Origin of the sequence: Azonexus sp. IMCC34839 (assembly GCF_047047955.1) — a bacterium.
Classification (GTDB): domain Bacteria; phylum Pseudomonadota; class Gammaproteobacteria; order Burkholderiales; family Rhodocyclaceae; genus Azonexus.
This window is the reverse complement of sequence record NZ_CP150631.1, coordinates 1,927,934-1,945,061: the sequence shown is the minus strand read 5'-3', so window position 1 is coordinate 1,945,061 and position 17,128 is coordinate 1,927,934. Positions and strand designations below refer to the sequence as shown.

Here is a 17,128-nt window from a genome sequence, read left to right as displayed (position 1 = left end):
ACAGTCGGTGACAATTTTGTTGAACTGGTTGAACCTGCTGGATTCGTAATAGAATTGATGGGCTTCTCATCCAAAATTCATACTCCAACTTTCAAGGGACTACTGAACATGAATCTCCTCACCAAATCTTTGGTCGTCGCCCTGCTGGCCGGCCTTGGCTTCGCTGCCACCGCCCAGGAACGCGTCTATCTCATCGACCAGCGTGACGTCGTCGCCAAGAGCGGCTTCGGCCTGTGCTGGCGTGATGGCTACTGGACCCCGGCCGCTGCCGCTGCCGACAAGGCCGGTTGCGAGTGCGACAAGGACCTGCTGCCGAAGGAAGCCTGCGAGCCGAAGGGAGCCGCTGGCGCCGCCGCTCCGGCTGCCGCCGCCGTCAAGCCGGCCGGTGAGAAGATCACCGTCGCTGCTGACGCCCTGTTCGACTTCAACAAGGCTGTCCTGCGTCCGGAAGGCAAGGCCAAGCTCGACGAGCTGGTCTCCAAGGCCAAGGCCATCAAGCTGGAAGTGATTCTGGCCGTTGGTCACACCGACCGTATCGGTGGCGACGCCTACAACCAGAAGCTGTCCGAGAAGCGCGCTGCCGCCGTCAAGGAATACCTGGTGGCCAAGGGCATCGAAGCCAACCGCGTCTACACCGAAGGCAAGGGCAAGAAGCAGCCGGTGACCGGCGACAAGTGCAAGGGCACCGCCAAGACCAAGGCCCTGATCGACTGCCTGCAGCCGGATCGTCGCGTCGACATCGAAGTCATCGGCACCAAGTAATCTGCCGACGCTTCAACGAAAAGCCCCGCCCAGCGGGGCTTTTTCACGTTCAGTTCTCGAGTTCCCATGACCCGAATACTTCGCCCCCTGGTTTTTGCCCTTTTCGGCCTGTGCACCGCAGCAGTTGCCGCCGACACGATGCGACCGCGCATCGGTCTGGTGCTGGGCGGCGGCGGTGCGCGCGGCGCGGCGCATATCGGGGTGCTGGAGGCGCTGGAGAAATATCGTGTGCCGGTCGATTGCGTGGCCGGCACGAGCATGGGCGGACTGGTTGCCGGGGCGTGGGCGGCCGGGATGCCGCCGGCCAAGATGCGCGAGGCATTGGCCGCGGCCGACTGGTCCGACATGTTCCTGGACAACCCCGAATATTCCGAACTCAGCCACCGTAACAAGCAGGTGGCGCGGCAGTTCCTGCCCAGCTCGGAAAGCGGCGTTTCAGCCAATGGCGTGCAATACCAGTCCTCGGTCGTCGCCGGCCAGAAGATCAAGCTCTTCTTCAACCAGTTGGTGCGCGCCAATCAGGGCGAGCGCAACATCGAGGACTTGCCGCTGCCCTTGTCGGTGGTGGCGACCGATATCGGTACCGGCGAGCGCGTCGTCTTCCGCAACGGCCCGCTGACCACGGCCATGCGCGCCAGCATGGCGGTGCCGGGGCTGATCGCGCCGGTCGATCACGACGGACGTAAATTGGTCGATGGCGGGCTGGTCGATAACCTGCCGATTGCCGAGGTGCGCGAACGCTGCCAGGCCGAAGTGGTGATTGCCGTCAATGTCGGCTCGCCGCTGTTGAAACCCGAGGAAATCGGCTCGCTGCTGACCATTTCGGCGCAGATGATCGGCATCCTGACCGAACAGAACGTCGCCCGTTCCAAAGCACTACTCAAGACCGGCGATATCTACGTGCAGCCGGCGCTCGACGGCATCACCGCCGGCAATTTCGACAAGCATGCCGAGGCTGCCGACCGCGGCCGGGCAGCGATGGATGCCTTGGCGGAAAAGCTGGCAGCGCTGTCGTTGCCTGCCGAGCAATATGCCGCCTGGTGGCAGCGCATCGAAGTCCTGCGCCGGCAGTCGCCGCGCATCGACGAAATCCAGGTGGCCGGCCTGCAGCGGGTCAATCCTACAGCGCTGGAGCGTCACCTGAGCATTCGTCCCGGCGACACCATCCGGCCGACCACGATCAACCACGACCTGCTGCGCACCTACGGCGACGGCTGGTACGAGAGCGTCGATTACACCGTGGTCAACGAGCGCGAGCGTAACGTGCTGCGCGTGATGCCGGTGGAGAAACGCTGGGGGCCTGACTACATGCGCCTCGGCCTCAACCTGGAGGCCGACGACAAGCAGGGCTCGACCTTCGGCCTGCGCGCCGGCCTGCACCAGACCTGGCTGAACAGCCTGGGCGGCGACATTCTCTATTACGGCGAGATCGGCACCAACACCCGCGCCGGCATCGACTACTATCAGCCGCTCGATGCGCGCCAGGAGACTTTCGTCCAGGGCTTGGTCGGCATCGGCCGGCGCCGCTTGAACGTCTATGAAGACGACCAGCGACTGGCGCAGTACCTGGTCACCGAGAGCCACCTGCGCGCCTATGCCGGCCTCAACGCCGGCCTGCTCGGTCCGGTGCGCGCCGGCTGGGTGCAGCGGCGCTGGAGCTACGACCCGGATATCGGCTCACCCTTGTTGCCGAAGGCCGACGTCGATTACGGCGGCTGGCAGGTCCGCGCCGATTTCGACCAGTTCGACCGGCTTTACTTCCCCACCCGCGGCTGGTCGGCCAACCTGTCCTGGTTCGATTCCTCCAAGATGCATTATTCGCGCGCCGATGCCGACCTGCGTGGGGCCTATGCCTTCGGCGGCACGGTGTTCAATGCACGCGTGCGCTACAGCGGTTCGCCGAGCGGCAACCTGCCGGTGTTCGATGCCGCCAATCTCGGCGGCTTCCAGAACATGGCCGCTTTTGCCACCGAACAGATCATCGGCGACGACATCCGCTACGCCGGCCTCTCCGCCGAGCGCATCATCGGCCGCCTGCCGCTGGGGCTGCGCGGCGACATGCGTATCGGCCTCGCCTTCGAGGCGGCGCGCGTCGGTCAGCGCTACACCGAGACCCGCTTGCCCAGCCTGATCGATTCGTCGTCGGTCTATGTCGGCGGCGAAACGCCTTTTGGGCCGGCTTACCTCGGCTTCGGCTACTCGTCGAGCGGCGTCTCCAAGGTCTTCCTGTTCGTCGGAACACCCTGAGCACAGGCAAGGGCGGCGGAAGCTGGCATACTTCCATCGATCACCACCGGGAGAAAGAACATGATCGCGCGTTTTGTCATGATGCTGCTGGCCATCGCCTTTTCGCTGAGCGCGCTGGCCCGGGTCAATATCAATACCGCCAATGTCGAGGAGTTGCAGACCCTGAAGGGTATCGGCGAGGCACGCGCCCAGGCCATCGTCGATTACCGGAACCAGCACGGCCCGTATCGCAGCCTGAAGGAACTGGGCAACATCCCGCGCTTCCCGGATAACCTGATCGACCAGCTGCGCAACCAGATGACGGTTGGTCCGCTCGAGGCGGGCGATCGCCCGGCGCCTCGCGTGACCGAAAAAGCGCCGGTCAAGGTCGAGGCGGCCAAACCGGCGGCACCCGCCCGTCCGGCAACGCCGGCCAAGCCGGCCAGCGTGTCACCTGAGCTTGTCGTCGAGCGCCACGAACCTGCAGCGTCGCCGGCCCCGGCCCGCCCCGCCATGCCGGCGCGGCCACCGGTGGCCAAACCGGCGGCCAGCGATGCGCAGGTGACGCTACAGAAACCGATGGCCCCCGCCAAGCCCGCTATGCCGGCCCCGGCAAAGCCCGCCGTTCCGGCCAAACCTGCCGTACCGGCTGTCCATGAGCGCGAAGCGGCCGCGCACGACGAAAAGCCGGCCCCGGCCCGTCCGGCCATGCCCGCACCGGCGCGCCCGGCTGCGGTGCACTGAGCTTTTCGGGCAAAAAACGGAATGCTGCGGTGAGCGAACGGTTCTTCCTCTGCGCCACCACCCGCCTGGCGCAAACCCTGCGCGGCGAGGCACCGGCCGGGCAAACGGTCTGGCGCACGCCGCAGGCACTGACCGTCAGCCAGTGGCTGGCCACGCTGGGCGACGAGGCGCTGCTCGCCGGTATCGCCGACCTGCCGCTGGCGCTCGATCCCTACGCCGAACGGGTGCTGTGGGAGAAAGTCATCGCCGGCGGCCTAAGCGAGGCCGCACCGCTGTTCGACCTGCCCGGCATGGCCGCCTCGGCGGCCGAAGCGCACGCCCTGTGCCGCGTCTGGAACCTGCGGCCGGAATCGGCCGCCCTGGCCGATGAGGCTAGGTTGTTCATCGGTTGGCAGGCCGAATTCGAAAAACGCTGCCGCGCCGCCGGCTGGCTCGATGTGGCTGGCGTCCAGCGGCAGATCGTTGCGTTGATTGAGGCTGGTCATTTCGCCTTGCCGGCTGCGGTGACATTCGCCGGTTTCGACCGCTTCACACCCTTCGAGCAGCGCCTGATGGCGGCGCTGGAGGCGCGCGGCATCGCCGTGGAAAAATGCCTCGACAACGCCGTGCACCGCAGCAGTGCCCGCGTCGTGCCCTGTGCCGATCCCGTGGCCGAATGTGCGGCTGTCGCCGCCTGGGTCAAGGCGACGCTGGAAGCCAGGCCCGAGGCGCGTCTTGGCATCGTCGCACCCGACCTGGCCAGCGTGCGTGACCGGCTGGAATTCCTGCTCGACGACCTGCTGCATCCGGCGCATATCCGGCCTGACGGTGCCGAACTGCCGCGCCGCTTCAATTTCTCGCTCGGTCGAGCGCTGGCCGAGTTGCCGCTGATCCGCACCGGCCTCGACCTGCTGGCCTTGGGCAGCGGACGCATGAAGATCGAGCAGGCGCGCCTCTCCGAGTTGCTGCTGGCCAGCGGTTGGGGGGCAGCCGATGGCGAGGCCGACGGGCGGGCGCGGCTCGATGCCGCCATGCGCCGCGACCTGCCTTATTTCACCACGGTGCCCGCCCTGCTGCGCCTCGCCGAGCGCTTGGCTGAGAGCGCCCCACCGCTCTGCCCGCAAACCACCGCCGCTCTGGCAGCGCTAAGCGAAACGCTGGCGGCAGCCGGCGGGCGCAAGCGGCCGGGCGAATGGGCTGGCATCTTTAGAGCCGCTTTGCAGGCGGGCGGCTGGCCGGGCGACCGCGCCCTGTCGAGTTACGAATTCCAGGCCCGGCGCGCCTTCGGCGAAGTGCTCGACGGCTTCGGCCGGCTCGACGCCTGGCTTGGCAATGTGCCGGTGCATGAAGCCGTGCGCCGCCTGCGCGAGTTGTGCCGGCAGCGCATCTTCCAGCCGGAAACGCGCGGTCGGCCGGCAGTGCAGGTGCTCGGCGTGCTGGAAAGCGCCGGCCTGCAGTTCGATGCGCTGTGGGTCATGGGCCTCTCCGACGACCAATGGCCGCCGGCGCCACGGCCGAATCCGCTGCTGCCGACCGAGTTGCTGCGCGCGGTGGGGGCCTCGCACGCCAGCGCCGAGGTCGAACTCGACTTCGCCCGCCGCGTCCATGCCCGTCTGCTGCAATCGGCCCCGGATATCACCTTTTCCCATGCCCGGGCCGACGGCAATCGCGTCCTGCGGCCGAGCCCGTTGATCGCTGCCATTCCTCGTTCCGCCGACTTGCCGCCGCCGGCGGCAACGCTGGCGACACGGCTGGCGGAGGAAGCGCCGACGGCCGGCGAGGCGGTGGCCGATCATCAGGCCCCGCCGGTCGGCGACGGCGAGAAAGTCTCCGGCGGCAGCTGGCTGCTGCGCGCCCAGGCCATCTGCCCGGCCTGGGCTTTCTACCAGTTCCGGCTGGGGGCGGAGGCGATGGAAACGCCGGTCGAAGGCCTCGACCCGGCGGCGCGCGGCACGCTGGTGCACGAGGCGCTGGAAGCTTTCTGGACGGCGATCGGTAGCGGCCGCCGCTTGGCCGAACTGGGCGATTTGACGCGGCCGCAGGCGATTCGCGAGGCGGTGGCGAAGGCGCTGGATCATTTCGAGCTGGAGCGGCGAGTCACGCTGCCCGCCCGTTTCCGTACGCTGGAAGCCGAGCGTCTGGCGCAACTGCTCACCGTCTGGCTGGACGTGGAGGCCAAGCGCGATCCGGATTTCGAGGTGGTCGCCTGCGAGCAGCCGGCCGAAGTCGAGATCGAGGGCATCAAGGTCAAGATGGTGGTCGACCGCATCGACCGTTTGCCTGATGGTCGGCAGGTCATCATCGACTACAAGACCGGCCAGGCCATCGATGTGAAGAACTGGGCCGAGGCGCGCATCACCGAGCCGCAACTGCCGATCTACGCCGCGCTGGTGGCCGACGACGTTTCCGCCGTGGTTTTCGCCAAGGTACTGCTCGACAAGCCCGCCTTCGCCGGTGTTGCCGACGAGAAGGATGCGCTGCCCGGCGTGGCCGGCATCGGCGACGAGAAACAGAAGATTTTCGACCCCGCCGTCTTCCCGAATTGGCCGGCCGTCGTTGCTCACTGGCGCGAGCGCCTGCACACCGTGGCGCAGGAAGTCGGGGCCGGTGTCGCCGGCGTGGCGTTCGCCGACGAAAAGAAGCTGCGTTACTGCGAAGTGCTGCCACTGTTGCGCCTGCCGGAGCGCCGTCGTTTGCTGGCCGCCGCCGCCAGTGACAGCTGCGGTGCACTGCCCATAATGGGCAAAAACCAGAATATGGCGCCGGACGCGTGACATGACGAGCGAGCCGCTGCCGAGCCCCGCCGAGATCTTCGTCACGACCGGCGACGGCCTCCGTCTGTGGTCCGAAGCTTTCGGCCGGCCAGGCGATCCGGCCGTGCTGCTGATCATGGGCGCGATGAATCAGGGCATCTTCTGGCCCGACGATTTCTGCCGCGAACTGGCGGGGCAGGGGCGCTATGTGATTCGTTACGATCATCGCGATACCGGTCGCTCGGGCAAGGTCGACTACGCCAGCCGGCCCTATACGCTGGATGAACTGACCGACGATGCGCTGGCCGTTCTGCAGACTCACGGCATCGGTCGGGCGAGCGTGGTCGGGCTGTCGATGGGCGGCTATATCGCGCAATTACTGGCCGCCCGGCACGCTGCCGTCGTGGATAAACTGGCGCTGATCTCGACGACGGCCGATCATCGGCCCTACATGGCAGCAACCCTGGGGCAGCCCTGCGATGGCTTTACCCTGCCGCCACCAGGCAGCGCATTGCTCGACTACCTCCGGGAGAGCGCGGCGCATCCGCCGCAGACGGCGGAAGAACTCGAGGCGAATCTGCTGGCCGGCTGGGCGCTGACCTACGGCGGGCCAAAGCCGGTGCCCTTCGACTGGTTGCGCCAGACCCTGCGCCTGGCGGCGACGCGCGATACGCAGCCGATGTCGGCCTTCAATCACGCCTTGGCCGTCGCTGCCTCGCCGGACCGCTTGGCCCTGCTGTCGTCGATCCAGGCACCAACCCGGATCATTCATGGGCGTCACGATATCCTGTTGCCGCCTGCGCACGCCGAAGTTCTGGCCGGGGGAATCCGCGGGGCGTGTCTGCAATGGCTCGACATGGGACATTCCTTCATGGGAGCATCGGATTCCGAAATTCTGGCGGCAATGACCGCGATCATTCGATAGTTATCAAGAGAGAGAGCATGAACATCCAATCCACCATTGCCGACGGCAAGCTGACCCTGCGCCTGAACGGCCGTTTCCAGTTCGATTGCCACCGTGAATTCCGCAATGCCTATGACGGCCAGGTTGGCGATGCCAAGGTGAAAACCTTCGTGCTCGATTTCAGTGCGGTCGATTACCTCGACAGCTCGGCCCTCGGCATGCTGTTGCTGCTGCGCGAGAAGGCGACGCAGGCCCATCAGGCCGTCGAACTGGTCGGCGTCCAGGGCATGGTCAAGCAGGTGCTCGGGATCGCCAATTTCGACCGCCTGTTCAAGATTTCCTGAGTTTCTCGTCACGCTGACGTGTCCACGGCCGCGGAGCTTCGCCTCGAAGAGGACAGGGTCGCCCGCCAGCGTGCGCTGGAGGTGGCTTCGTTCATCGTCGAGGCCCCGGCCGGCGCCGGCAAGACCGAGCTGCTGACCCAGCGCTACCTGCGCCTGCTGGCCGTTGTCCAGCATCCCGAGGAAGTGCTGGCGCTGACCTTCACCAACAAGGCGGCGACCGAGATGCGCGACCGCATCCTCGGCAGTCTGGAAATCGCGGCCAGCGGCATCGCGCCGGAAGCGGCGCACAAGAAACTCACCTACAACCTGGCCAGCGAGGTGCTGGAGCACGACGCGGCGCGCGGCTGGGGCCTCCTCGCCCACCCCGGCCGCCTGCGCATCACCACGCTCGATGCGCTGTGCGCCAACCTGGCCCGGCAGATGCCTTACCTGTCGCGCTTTGGCAGTCAGCCGGGGGTGACCGACGAGGCCGACGCCCATTACGCCACCGCCGCCCGTCGCACGCTGGAAATGCTCGAGCAGGGCGGCGAGCAGACGGCCGACGCCGACGTGGTCGCTGCCGCGCTCGCCTTCATGGCCAACGACGCCGGCCGGCTGGAGCGCCTGCTGGTCAGCATGCTGAGCCGGCGCGACCAGTGGCTGCATCACGCGGCGCGCATCGAGAGCGGGGCGATGAAGCCGGAGGTGGAAGCCGGTTTCGCGGCGCTGGTCGAGCGCGATTTGCGGCTGGTGGCACAGCGCCTGGATAGCCGCCTGCAAAGCCTGCTGATGCCGCTGGCCCGTTTCGCCGCCGCCAACGTCCCGGAAGTGCTCGGCGCGCTCGAAGGCTGGCAGGAAACCCTGCGCGGCGAGCTGGATGAACTGCCGCGATGGCGCGCCGTCGCCGACCTGCTGCTGACCGGCACCGGCACGTTGCGCAAATCGCTGACCAAGAACAACGGTTTCCCGGCTGGCAAGGAATTCGCCGAGCAAAAGGTGGCCATGCTCGCGCTGCTCGAAACCATGCGCGGCAGCGCCGGGCTGGAGGAAGCGCTGGCTGGCCTCGGCCGCCTGCCGCGACCGGAACTGTCGGCCGAGGAATGGGCCACCGTCGAATGCTTCTCGCGGCTGCTGCGCCTGGCCGCCGGGCAGTTGTGGCTGGCCTTCCAGGAAGCGGGCGAGGTCGACTTCATCGAAATCGCCGCCCGCGCCAGCCTGGCTCTGGGCGACGACGAAGCGCCGACCGATCTGGCGCAGGCGCTCGACTACCGCATCCAGCATTTGCTGGTCGATGAATTCCAGGACACCAGTCCGAGCCAGGTGGCGCTGCTCGCCAAGCTGATGCGCGGCTGGCAGGCGGGCGACGGGCGCACGCTGTTCGTCGTCGGCGATCCGATGCAGTCGATCTACCGCTTCCGCAAGGCTGACGTCGGGCTCTTCCTGCGCGTGCGCGAGCGCGGCCTGGGCGACGTTCGCCTCGAACACCTGCGTCTGTTCCGCAACAACCGCTCCTTTCCCGGCATCGTCGATTGGGTCAATGCCGCCTTTCCGAGCATCTTCCCGGCCGAGGATTCGCCGGAGGCCGGGGCTGTGCGCTACGCCGAATCGGCTGCCACGCGCGAGGCGCGGCCCGATGCCGGGGTCGGCGTGCATCCGGTCATCCTGGCGGCGGGCGAGGAGGGCGGCGAGCGCGAGGCGCGTCTCGTCCTCGACCTGATCCTGGCGGCGCGGCGCGACTATCCCGCCGAGCGGGTGGCCGTGCTGGTCCGGGCGCGCAGCCATCTCGATGCGCTGGTCGCCGAGATTCGTCGCAGCGCACCCGACTTGCGTTTCCAGGCGGTCGATATCGAAGGCCTGGCCGAGCGCCAGCACATTCAGGATCTGCTGACCCTTTACCGCGCCCTGCATCACCGCGCCGACCGCGTGCATTGGCTGGCTCTGCTACGCGCCCCGTGGTGCGGCCTCAAATTGGCCGACCTGCATGCGCTGGCCGGCGGCGACAAGCAGCGCACGATCTGGCAACTGATGCACGACGAGGCGCGCATCGCTACCTTGAGCGTGGACGGCCAGCAACGCCTGCTCGCCGTGCGCGAGGTGCTGGCCCTGGCCTTCGCAGAACGTGGCCGGCAACACCCGCGCCGCTGGCTGGAAGGCGTCTGGCTGATGCTCGGCGGTCCGCGTTGCCTGGAAGCGCCGGAGGCCTTGCCCGATGTCGAATCCTTCTTTGCCCTGGTCGACCGGCTGGCCGCCGGCAGCAACCTGAATCCGGATACGCTGGCCGAGCAGGCCGCCGAACTGTACGCCCCGCCCGACCCGCTCGCTGGCGAGGCGGTGCAGATGATGACCATCCACAAGTCCAAAGGCCTGGAATTCGAGACCGTGATCCTGCCCGGCCTGGAACGGACGACCGGCAACAACGACAGCCAGCTGCTGCTGTGGGACGAAGTTGCCGGCGCCGATGGCCGCGAGCACCTGCTGGTCGCCCCGATGAAGGCCAAGGGCGCGGGCAGCGAAGGCGCGACGGCCTACGACTTCCTGCGCAAGCTGGAAGCCGAGCGCGGCGCGCATGAGGATGAGCGCCTGCTCTACGTGGCGGCGACGCGAGCCATCCGCCGCCTGCATTTGGTCGGTTGCGCCACGGTTGACGACAAGGCTGAGGAGAAAGCGGTCAAGGTGCCGCCCTCCGGTTCGCTGCTCAAGCTGCTGTGGCCAGGCGTGGCACAGAGCGTATTTGTGCAGGCGGCTGCCAGCGGCGAGACGCTCGAAAGCGTCGCCGCCGGCATCGCTTCGGCCAACTTCATTCCGCCCTTGCTACGCTTGAAGGAAGCGGGGACGCCAGAAGCGTTGCGCGCACTGCCGGCCGGCCAGCGCCCGTCGGTCAATCCGCCGGAAGCGAAAGAAGAGAGCGCCCTGTCGCTCGACGCCTCGGTCGGCACCTTGGTTCACCGCATCCTCGAACTGATCGCGAAAAATGGCCTGAATAGCCCGTGCACCGCAGCAGTTACCGCCAACGACGCCGCCTGGCGGCGTTGGCTGACCGGGCAGGGGCATGATGCCGAAGCGGCGGCGCGGGGTGCAGCCGAGGTTGCCACCATCGTACAGGCGACGCTCGCCTCCGACACCGGCCGTTGGCTGCTCGCCGCCCATGCCGAGGCCGGGGCCGAGCAGGCGTGGACGACTCGCGAGGGCGAGGCAACGGCACAGCACATCATCGACCGCGTATTCGTCGCTGACGGCTGCCGCTGGATCGTCGATTACAAGACAGTGCATGCGGCCGATGACGAACTCGCCGCCCGCGCCGAGGGCTTCCGCCCGCAGCTCGAACGCTACGCCCGCCTCTACGCCAGCGACCCGCTGCCGTTGCGCCTGGCCGTCTTCTTCACGCGCCAGGCGAAGCTGCTCGAGTTGCCGGCGGTATACTGAAAAAATGCATATCCTCATCGTCGAAGACGACCGCCTGATCGCCGAGAACCTGTACGACTTCCTGGAGTCCTGCGGGCATCAATGCGACTACGCTGGCAACCTGGCGGCGGCGCGTTCCCTGCTCGATGGCGGCGGTATTGATGCCGTAGTGCTCGATCGCAATCTGCCTGACGGCGACGGGGCGAGCCTAGCCCGGCATCTGCGTGCCGCCGGTAATCCGGTGGCCATCCTGATGCTGACGGCGCGCGATGCGCTCGACGACAAGCTCGGCGGTTTCGAGGCCGGGGCCGACGATTACCTGGCCAAGCCCTTCGCCTTGAAGGAAGTCGAGGCCCGCCTGCTCGCCCTGCAGCGTCGTGCTGCCTCGCGCAGCGAAGCCGGTCCGGTCCGCTTCGGTGCCATTGCCTACGATGCAGCGGCGCAGGAGGTCCGCCTCGACGGCCGGCCGCTCGGCCTGCCGCCCAAGGCCGTCCGCCTGCTCGCCGTCATGTTGCCGCACCCGAACCGGCTGTTCTCCCGGCGCGAACTGGAAATCGCCGTCTGGGGCCGCGAGCAGGAGTCGAGCGACAACTTGCGCAGCGTGCTGCATACCGTGCGCAAGGCGATGGACGGCCAGGCCGGCATCGAAATCCAGAACGTCCATGGCCTCGGCTACAAACTCGTCGCCGCTTGAGTCCAGCGCCAGCATGCGCCTGCGTATTGCCGCCGCGCTGGCGGCGCTCGTCCTGCTGGTCATCCTGATCCAGTCGCTCATCCTCGTTTACCAGCTTGATCGCAAGGAAGAGGAATTCATCGACACCCAGTTGAATGACCAGATCGCCTACAGCATGGAGGTGTGGAGCAAGTCGCCCGACCTCGCATTTCCCAATACGCCCGCCATGTGGTTGTACCGCATCGGCCAGGGTCAGCCGCCCGTCAACGTGCCGCCTTTCCTGGCCGAACTCAAGCCCGGCAACCACGAGGTATACCTGGGCAGCAAGGAATACCACGTCGCGGTGCGCGAGGACGGGCAGGCACGTTACATCCTGGCTTATGACGTCGAAGATCATGAAGACCGCCTGGACGAGCTGATCTTCGTCACCGTGCTCGCGGCAGTGGCTCTTGCGCTGCTCACCTTGCTGGGCGGCTACCTGCTCGCCGGCCGCCTGACCCGGCGCCTGGAGACTCTGGCCGACAAGGTCGAACAGGAAATACCAGGTTTCTTGCGCGAACCTGGCATGGAGCGCGAGGTTGCCGCGCTGGCCGAGGCGCTCGATCACTATCGCAGTCGACAGGGTGAAATGCTCGAGCGGGAGCGTGCCTTCGCCGCCAATCTGTCGCACGAACTGCGTACCCCGCTGACCGGCATCCGGACCGATGCGGAACTGCTGGCCAGCCTGCCCGATTTGCCGGAGGCGGTGGGGCGCCGGGCGACGCGCATCGTGGCCAGCGTGGATCGTGTCAATGCATTGGCCAGCAGTCTGTTGTTGCTGGCGCGCGAGGCGCGGCCGGGCGCTGTGGCGGAAATTTTGCTGCGGCCGGCCATCGTGAGCATCTGGGAATCGGTGCAACTGGCGACGCCGAAGGCAGTCGAATTCATTCTGGAGGTGCCCGAGACTGCTGGCATCAAAGGCGATCCGGTTTTCTTCGATCTGGTGCTGCGGAATGTACTGGATAACGCGCTGCGCTACAGTGACGAAGGGCAGATCGTCTGCCGCCTGAATGGATCTCGCCTGAGCGTGACGGATTCCGGCCCCGGTTTTACAGCTGGAGAACTGGAACAGGTGTTCAACCGCTTCTTCGTCGGCGAGCGCGGGACGAACGGTCTGGGACTGGCGCTGGTTCGACACGTCTGTCTGGCCAGCGGTTGGCGGGTCAGTGCGCGCAATGCACCGGCAGGTGGTGGCGAGCTCACCATCGATTTCGGCTGCCAGTTGGCGGCCGGTGGCATCACAGATTCCTCACAAATCGCTCACTAATTCTTCACGCCCATCTTTCTAGAGTGCTTGGCATTTTGTTCGTAGCGTCGAGAGATGGATCGTTTTCAAGGTTTGAAGGGCCGGGCCATGCGAGTTTGGGGCCTCGGCATGCTGGTCGCGTTGGGAGTGTTTTCCCTGACCAGGGGCGTCTTGTTTGCCCATTCAGTCGTTGTTGGCCAGCAACCGGTGGATGGATTGCTGCCGGGCTTCCTGTTTGGCATCGTGCGCGACATTCCAGCGGCTGCGGTGGTTGCTTCCCCCTGGCTGCTGTTCGAACTGCTGTTCTCCGAGAAATGGCGTCGTCGGCTGAGCCTACCTCTCTTCGGGATCTACATCTTTACCCTGCTTTTCGTCGGGGTAGCCGAGGTCGTCTTCTGGGACGAATTCAGCGTTCGCTTCAACTTCATCGCCTTGGACTACCTGGTGTTCACCACCGAGGTGATCGGCAATATCCGCGAATCCTATCCCGTCGGCAAAATCATCGCTGCGCTGCTGGCGCTGACCGTATTGCTGCTCTGGATCTTGCGCAAACCAAGGTCCGCTTCTCTGGCGGCCAACGGCCGTCGCAAGCCTCAGTTGGCTTGGGCCATCGGTCTGGCCGTGCTGGCCTGGGGCGTGGCCTACAAGATGACGCCGCCGGAATTCTCTGGTAGCAGCTATGCCAATGAACTGGCCGATAACGGCTGGCGCAGCTTCCTGTGGGCGGCGCGCCAGAACAAGCTCGACTACCGTCAGTTCTATGCCACTCGTCCAGATGCAGAGGTATTGGCCGACCTGGGGCGCCTGTCTGGACACCAGCAGATCAGTGCGACCCATCAATCGCTGCAGAAAGTCGCATTCAAGCCGGCGTTGGGGCTCCATGGCAAGCAACCGAACGTTGTCGTGGTGATGATGGAGAGCATGTCTGCCGAGTACATGGAAACCTTCGGCAGCGACGAGAACCTGACACCCAACCTTGATCGCTTGGGCAAGGAAGGTATGCTATTTACTCACCTTTATGCCGCCGGTACACGCACGGTGCGTGGCTTGGAGGCCCTGTCGGCGGCACTGCCGCCGCTTCCAGGTAAATCGGTTGTGCGTTGGCCGAACGTCACCAACCTGAATACGCTGGGAGCGACCCTCGCAGCCCGCGGCTGGTCGCCGCATTTCCTGTATGGTGGGTATGGTGCGTTCGACAACATGAATGGCTATTTCGGCGCGCAAGGCTACAAGGTCACCGACCGCACCGGCTTCAAGGAAGGTCTGGTCGAGTTCGAGAACATCTGGGGTGTCGCCGACGAGCATTTGTTCGACCAGGTGCTGATCGAGATGGATCGCGAATACGCTGCCGGCAAGCCCTTCTTCGGTCACATCATGACCGCCTCCAACCACATTCCCTTCACCTACCCGGAAGGTCGCATCGACATTCCGTCACCCGGCAAGCGTCGCGGCGGCGTCAAGTACGCCGACTACGCGGTCGGCCGCTTCATCGAAATGGCCAAGCAGAAACCCTGGTTCGACAACACCGTCTTCCTGTTCGTCGCCGACCACTGTGCCAGCAGCGCCGGCAAGTCCAAGATTCCGGTGCATCGTTACCATATTCCGGCCATCGTCTACGCGCCCAAGCTGATTTCGCCGCGCCGGGTCGATACCTTGGCCAGCCAGATTGATCTCGCGCCAACGCTGTTGTCGATGCTCGGTCTGGAAAGCGACGATCATTTTGTCGGTCGCGACATCCTGCGCATGGTCCCGGAAGAAGGCAGGGCATTGCTGTCGACCTATCAGAACCTCGGCTACCTGAAGGGCGACGTGATGACCGTCCTGCAACCCAAGCGCAAGATCGAAACCTTCAAGATCAGTGCCGACGGCAAGGATGCACAGTCGATACCCACCGATCCTCGCCTGGCGGAGGAAGCGATCGCCTATTTCCAAGGGGCGGCGCTCCTCATGGAGAAGCATGGTAGCGACGGCCGCGGAGTGCTGATTTCACCGACCGGCCGTTGATGTGGGCAGCGTAACGCTAAAACAAGCGCCTCCGAGACGTTGAGAACTGCCAACCCCGATCGATCCGCCATGCTGCAGGACAATCTGTCGAGTAATTGCCAGTCCCAGACCGCTGCCGCTGCTCTCGCTGCCGGGTAGGCGGTAGAAGCGCTCGAACACGCGATCCTTTTCGTTTTCGGGAATGCCGGGGCCGCTGTCTTCCACCGTCAGCCAGGCCTGATCGTCCGTTCGGCCGCAAGCGACGGTGATGGTGCCGCCTTCCGGGGTATAGCGAATGGCGTTGTCCAATAGATTGCCCAGCAGCTCCTGCAGCAACAGACCGTTGCCCAGAACAATTGCCGGCTCAAGTTCGAAACCCAGGTCGATGCGTTTTGCGATGGCGTAGGGTAGCCAGGTTTCGGCCGCCTGCTGGACCATTGCCTCCAGAGAAATCTCGCTTTGCGTCTGGGCTTTCGACGGCTCGGCGCGGGCCAGGGCCAGCATCTGGTCCACCAGGTGCGAGAGTCGTTGGGCCGCGGTCAGGATCCCTTCCAGCCGCTTGCGCGTTTCCGGTGCCGATTCGCTGGCCGTGGCTTCTACTTGGGCTTGCAGGGCGGCGATCGGTGTACGCAGCTGGTGGGCGGCGTCGGAAACGAAATTGCGTTGGCTGGCCAGCGATTGCTGCAGGCGTTCGAGCAGTCCGTTGATTTCCGTGACGACTGGCTGAATCTCCTCGGGGACGCCGACTCGTACCGGGCTGAGGTCGGCCTGCGAGCGTCCGGCCAGTTCCCTGCGCAGGCCGGCCAGCGGTTCGAGACCGGAGCGCACGCCAAACCAGACGACACTGATGCTGACTACCATCAACAGCAATTCGGGGATCAGCATGCCGAACAGGATTTCGCGGACCAGGGCATTACGTTTGACCATGGTCTCGGCCGCCAGGATGGTCAGGTGCTGGCCGGCGACATCGCGTTGCAGTGCGGCAACGCGTACCGATTGCTCGCCCATCATGGCGTCGTAGTAAGAGCGGCCTTCGCTGCCAAGGGTGCGCCAGCTTTCGTATTCCGGCATCGGCAGCTCGTCCTGACCATCGAGAAGTACGTCGTCGTCACCCCTCACCGCGTAATAGACGCGGTCGTACTTGTCCGTCAGCAAGACGGCACGGGCTTGCGGTGTCAGCGGCAACTGCGGCTTGCCGTTGACCACCTGCAACTGCTCGGCGACGGCCAGCGCCGTGTCGTAGAGCGCCCGGTCGTAGGCCTTGGTGGCGCTACGCAGGGCCACCCAGTACGCGGTGGCCGCACTGGCGATGAGGACCAGCAGCATCGCCGGCAACAGCCGGTCGAGCAAGATTGCGCGCAGGCTGGCGCGACTTTCAGTCATCGCCTTCGGGTTTTTCCAGGTAATAGCCCAAGCCGCGTACGGTGCGGATATTGATGCCGGCGGGTTCGAGCTTGCTGCGCAGGCGGGAGATGAATTTCTCGATGGCGTTGGGGGTGATTTCCTCTTCCCAGCTATACAAGGCCTGCATGATCTGGTCCTTGTCGATGATGCGGTTGACGCGGGAGGCGAGGAACTCGAGGGCAGCCCACTCACGTGCGGTCAATTCGAGCGGGTTGTTATCCAGCCAGGCGCGCTTGCCGACTGTATCCAGGCGCAGGCGGCCAAGGCGCAATTCGGGATCGGCGACGCCCTGGGCGCGGCGGATCAAGGCGCGCACGCGGGCTTCCAGTTCGGGGACGGCGACCGGCTTGACCACGTAATCGTCGGCGCCGATGTCGAGCACGCGCACGCGCTCTTCCAGGGCGAGGCGGGCCGAAAGTACGAGCACGGGCAGCTTTTGCTGGCGCTCGCGCAGGCGGCGCAGGATTTCGCTGCCATCAAGGCCGGGCAGGCCGAGATCGAGGACCACCAGGTCGAAAGCTTGCGTCGCCAGCCAGCGGTCGGCTTCGTTGCCATCGCCGGTGGTATCGACCACGTAGCCGGAGTGGCGTAAGGCTCGGCTTAGGCCGTCGGCCAGCAAGGGATCGTCTTCGACAAGGAGGATGCGCATGATTGGTCAGAAATCGGTCAGGCCAGCCCAATACGATATCA

Annotated in this window: 12 protein-coding genes; 10 read left to right on the top strand and 2 right to left on the bottom strand. The window is 65.6% G+C overall.

Translation table 11 applies throughout. The features are described from left to right. The first annotated feature begins 108 nt into the window (after positions 1 to 108). The 10 genes from WIF35_RS09505 to WIF35_RS09460 all read left to right on the top strand — a co-directional run bounded on the left by WIF35_RS09505 (position 109) and on the right by WIF35_RS09460 (position 15,055). On the top strand, positions 109 to 762 hold the full coding sequence (locus WIF35_RS09505; RefSeq protein ID WP_412477988.1) for an OmpA family protein: 654 nt from the start codon (positions 109 to 111) through the stop codon (positions 760 to 762). Between the two features lie 66 nt (positions 763 to 828). Beyond that, the gene (locus WIF35_RS09500; protein WP_412477987.1) at positions 829 to 3,009 is read left to right on the top strand and encodes a patatin-like phospholipase family protein; all 2,181 of its coding nucleotides are present in this window, start codon (positions 829 to 831) and stop codon (positions 3,007 to 3,009) included. A gap of 60 nt (positions 3,010 to 3,069) precedes the next feature. Next, on the top strand, positions 3,070 to 3,732 hold the full coding sequence (locus WIF35_RS09495) for a ComEA family DNA-binding protein (protein ID WP_412477986.1): 663 nt from the start codon (positions 3,070 to 3,072) through the stop codon (positions 3,730 to 3,732). Between the two features lie 29 nt (positions 3,733 to 3,761). Further along, positions 3,762 to 6,485 (top strand): PD-(D/E)XK nuclease family protein, encoded by a 2,724-nt coding sequence (locus tag WIF35_RS09490; RefSeq protein WP_412477985.1) that lies wholly within the window; start codon positions 3,762 to 3,764, stop codon positions 6,483 to 6,485. Position 6,486: 1 nt separating this feature from the next. Next, positions 6,487 to 7,389: an alpha/beta fold hydrolase gene (locus WIF35_RS09485; protein ID WP_412477984.1), complete on the top strand. Its 903-nt coding sequence runs from the start codon at positions 6,487 to 6,489 to the stop codon at positions 7,387 to 7,389. A gap of 17 nt (positions 7,390 to 7,406) precedes the next feature. Continuing rightward, positions 7,407 to 7,712, top strand: coding sequence for an STAS domain-containing protein (locus WIF35_RS09480; protein ID WP_412477983.1), 306 nt, complete (start codon positions 7,407 to 7,409; stop codon positions 7,710 to 7,712). An 18-nt stretch (positions 7,713 to 7,730) separates the two neighbouring features. Beyond that, positions 7,731 to 11,114, top strand: coding sequence for a UvrD-helicase domain-containing protein (locus tag WIF35_RS09475; RefSeq protein ID WP_412477982.1), 3,384 nt, complete (start codon positions 7,731 to 7,733; stop codon positions 11,112 to 11,114). Between the two features lie 4 nt (positions 11,115 to 11,118). Continuing rightward, positions 11,119 to 11,787 carry a response regulator transcription factor gene (locus WIF35_RS09470; protein ID WP_412477981.1) on the top strand — a complete coding sequence of 223 codons (669 nt, stop codon included), beginning with the start codon at positions 11,119 to 11,121 and terminating at the stop codon, positions 11,785 to 11,787. Then, positions 11,756 to 13,072 (top strand): sensor histidine kinase, encoded by a 1,317-nt coding sequence (locus tag WIF35_RS09465; RefSeq protein ID WP_412477980.1) that lies wholly within the window; start codon positions 11,756 to 11,758, stop codon positions 13,070 to 13,072. The genes WIF35_RS09470 and WIF35_RS09465 overlap by 32 nt, the downstream gene beginning before the upstream one ends. A gap of 87 nt (positions 13,073 to 13,159) precedes the next feature. Next, positions 13,160 to 15,055, top strand: coding sequence for an LTA synthase family protein (locus WIF35_RS09460; RefSeq protein ID WP_412477979.1), 1,896 nt, complete (start codon positions 13,160 to 13,162; stop codon positions 15,053 to 15,055). Here WIF35_RS09460 and WIF35_RS09455 read toward each other — a convergent pair. Both WIF35_RS09455 and WIF35_RS09450 read right to left on the bottom strand, forming a co-directional pair. Further along, positions 15,038 to 16,417 carry a sensor histidine kinase gene (locus tag WIF35_RS09455; RefSeq protein ID WP_412477978.1) on the bottom strand — a complete coding sequence of 460 codons (1,380 nt, stop codon included), beginning with the start codon at positions 16,415 to 16,417 and terminating at the stop codon, positions 15,038 to 15,040. The two genes, WIF35_RS09460 and WIF35_RS09455, sit on opposite strands and share 18 nt — an antisense overlap. Further along, positions 16,410 to 17,087 carry a response regulator gene (locus tag WIF35_RS09450; protein ID WP_412477977.1) on the bottom strand — a complete coding sequence of 226 codons (678 nt, stop codon included), beginning with the start codon at positions 17,085 to 17,087 and terminating at the stop codon, positions 16,410 to 16,412. Before WIF35_RS09450 ends, WIF35_RS09455 begins: the two co-directional genes overlap by 8 nt. Between the last annotated feature and the right edge of the window lie 41 nt (positions 17,088 to 17,128).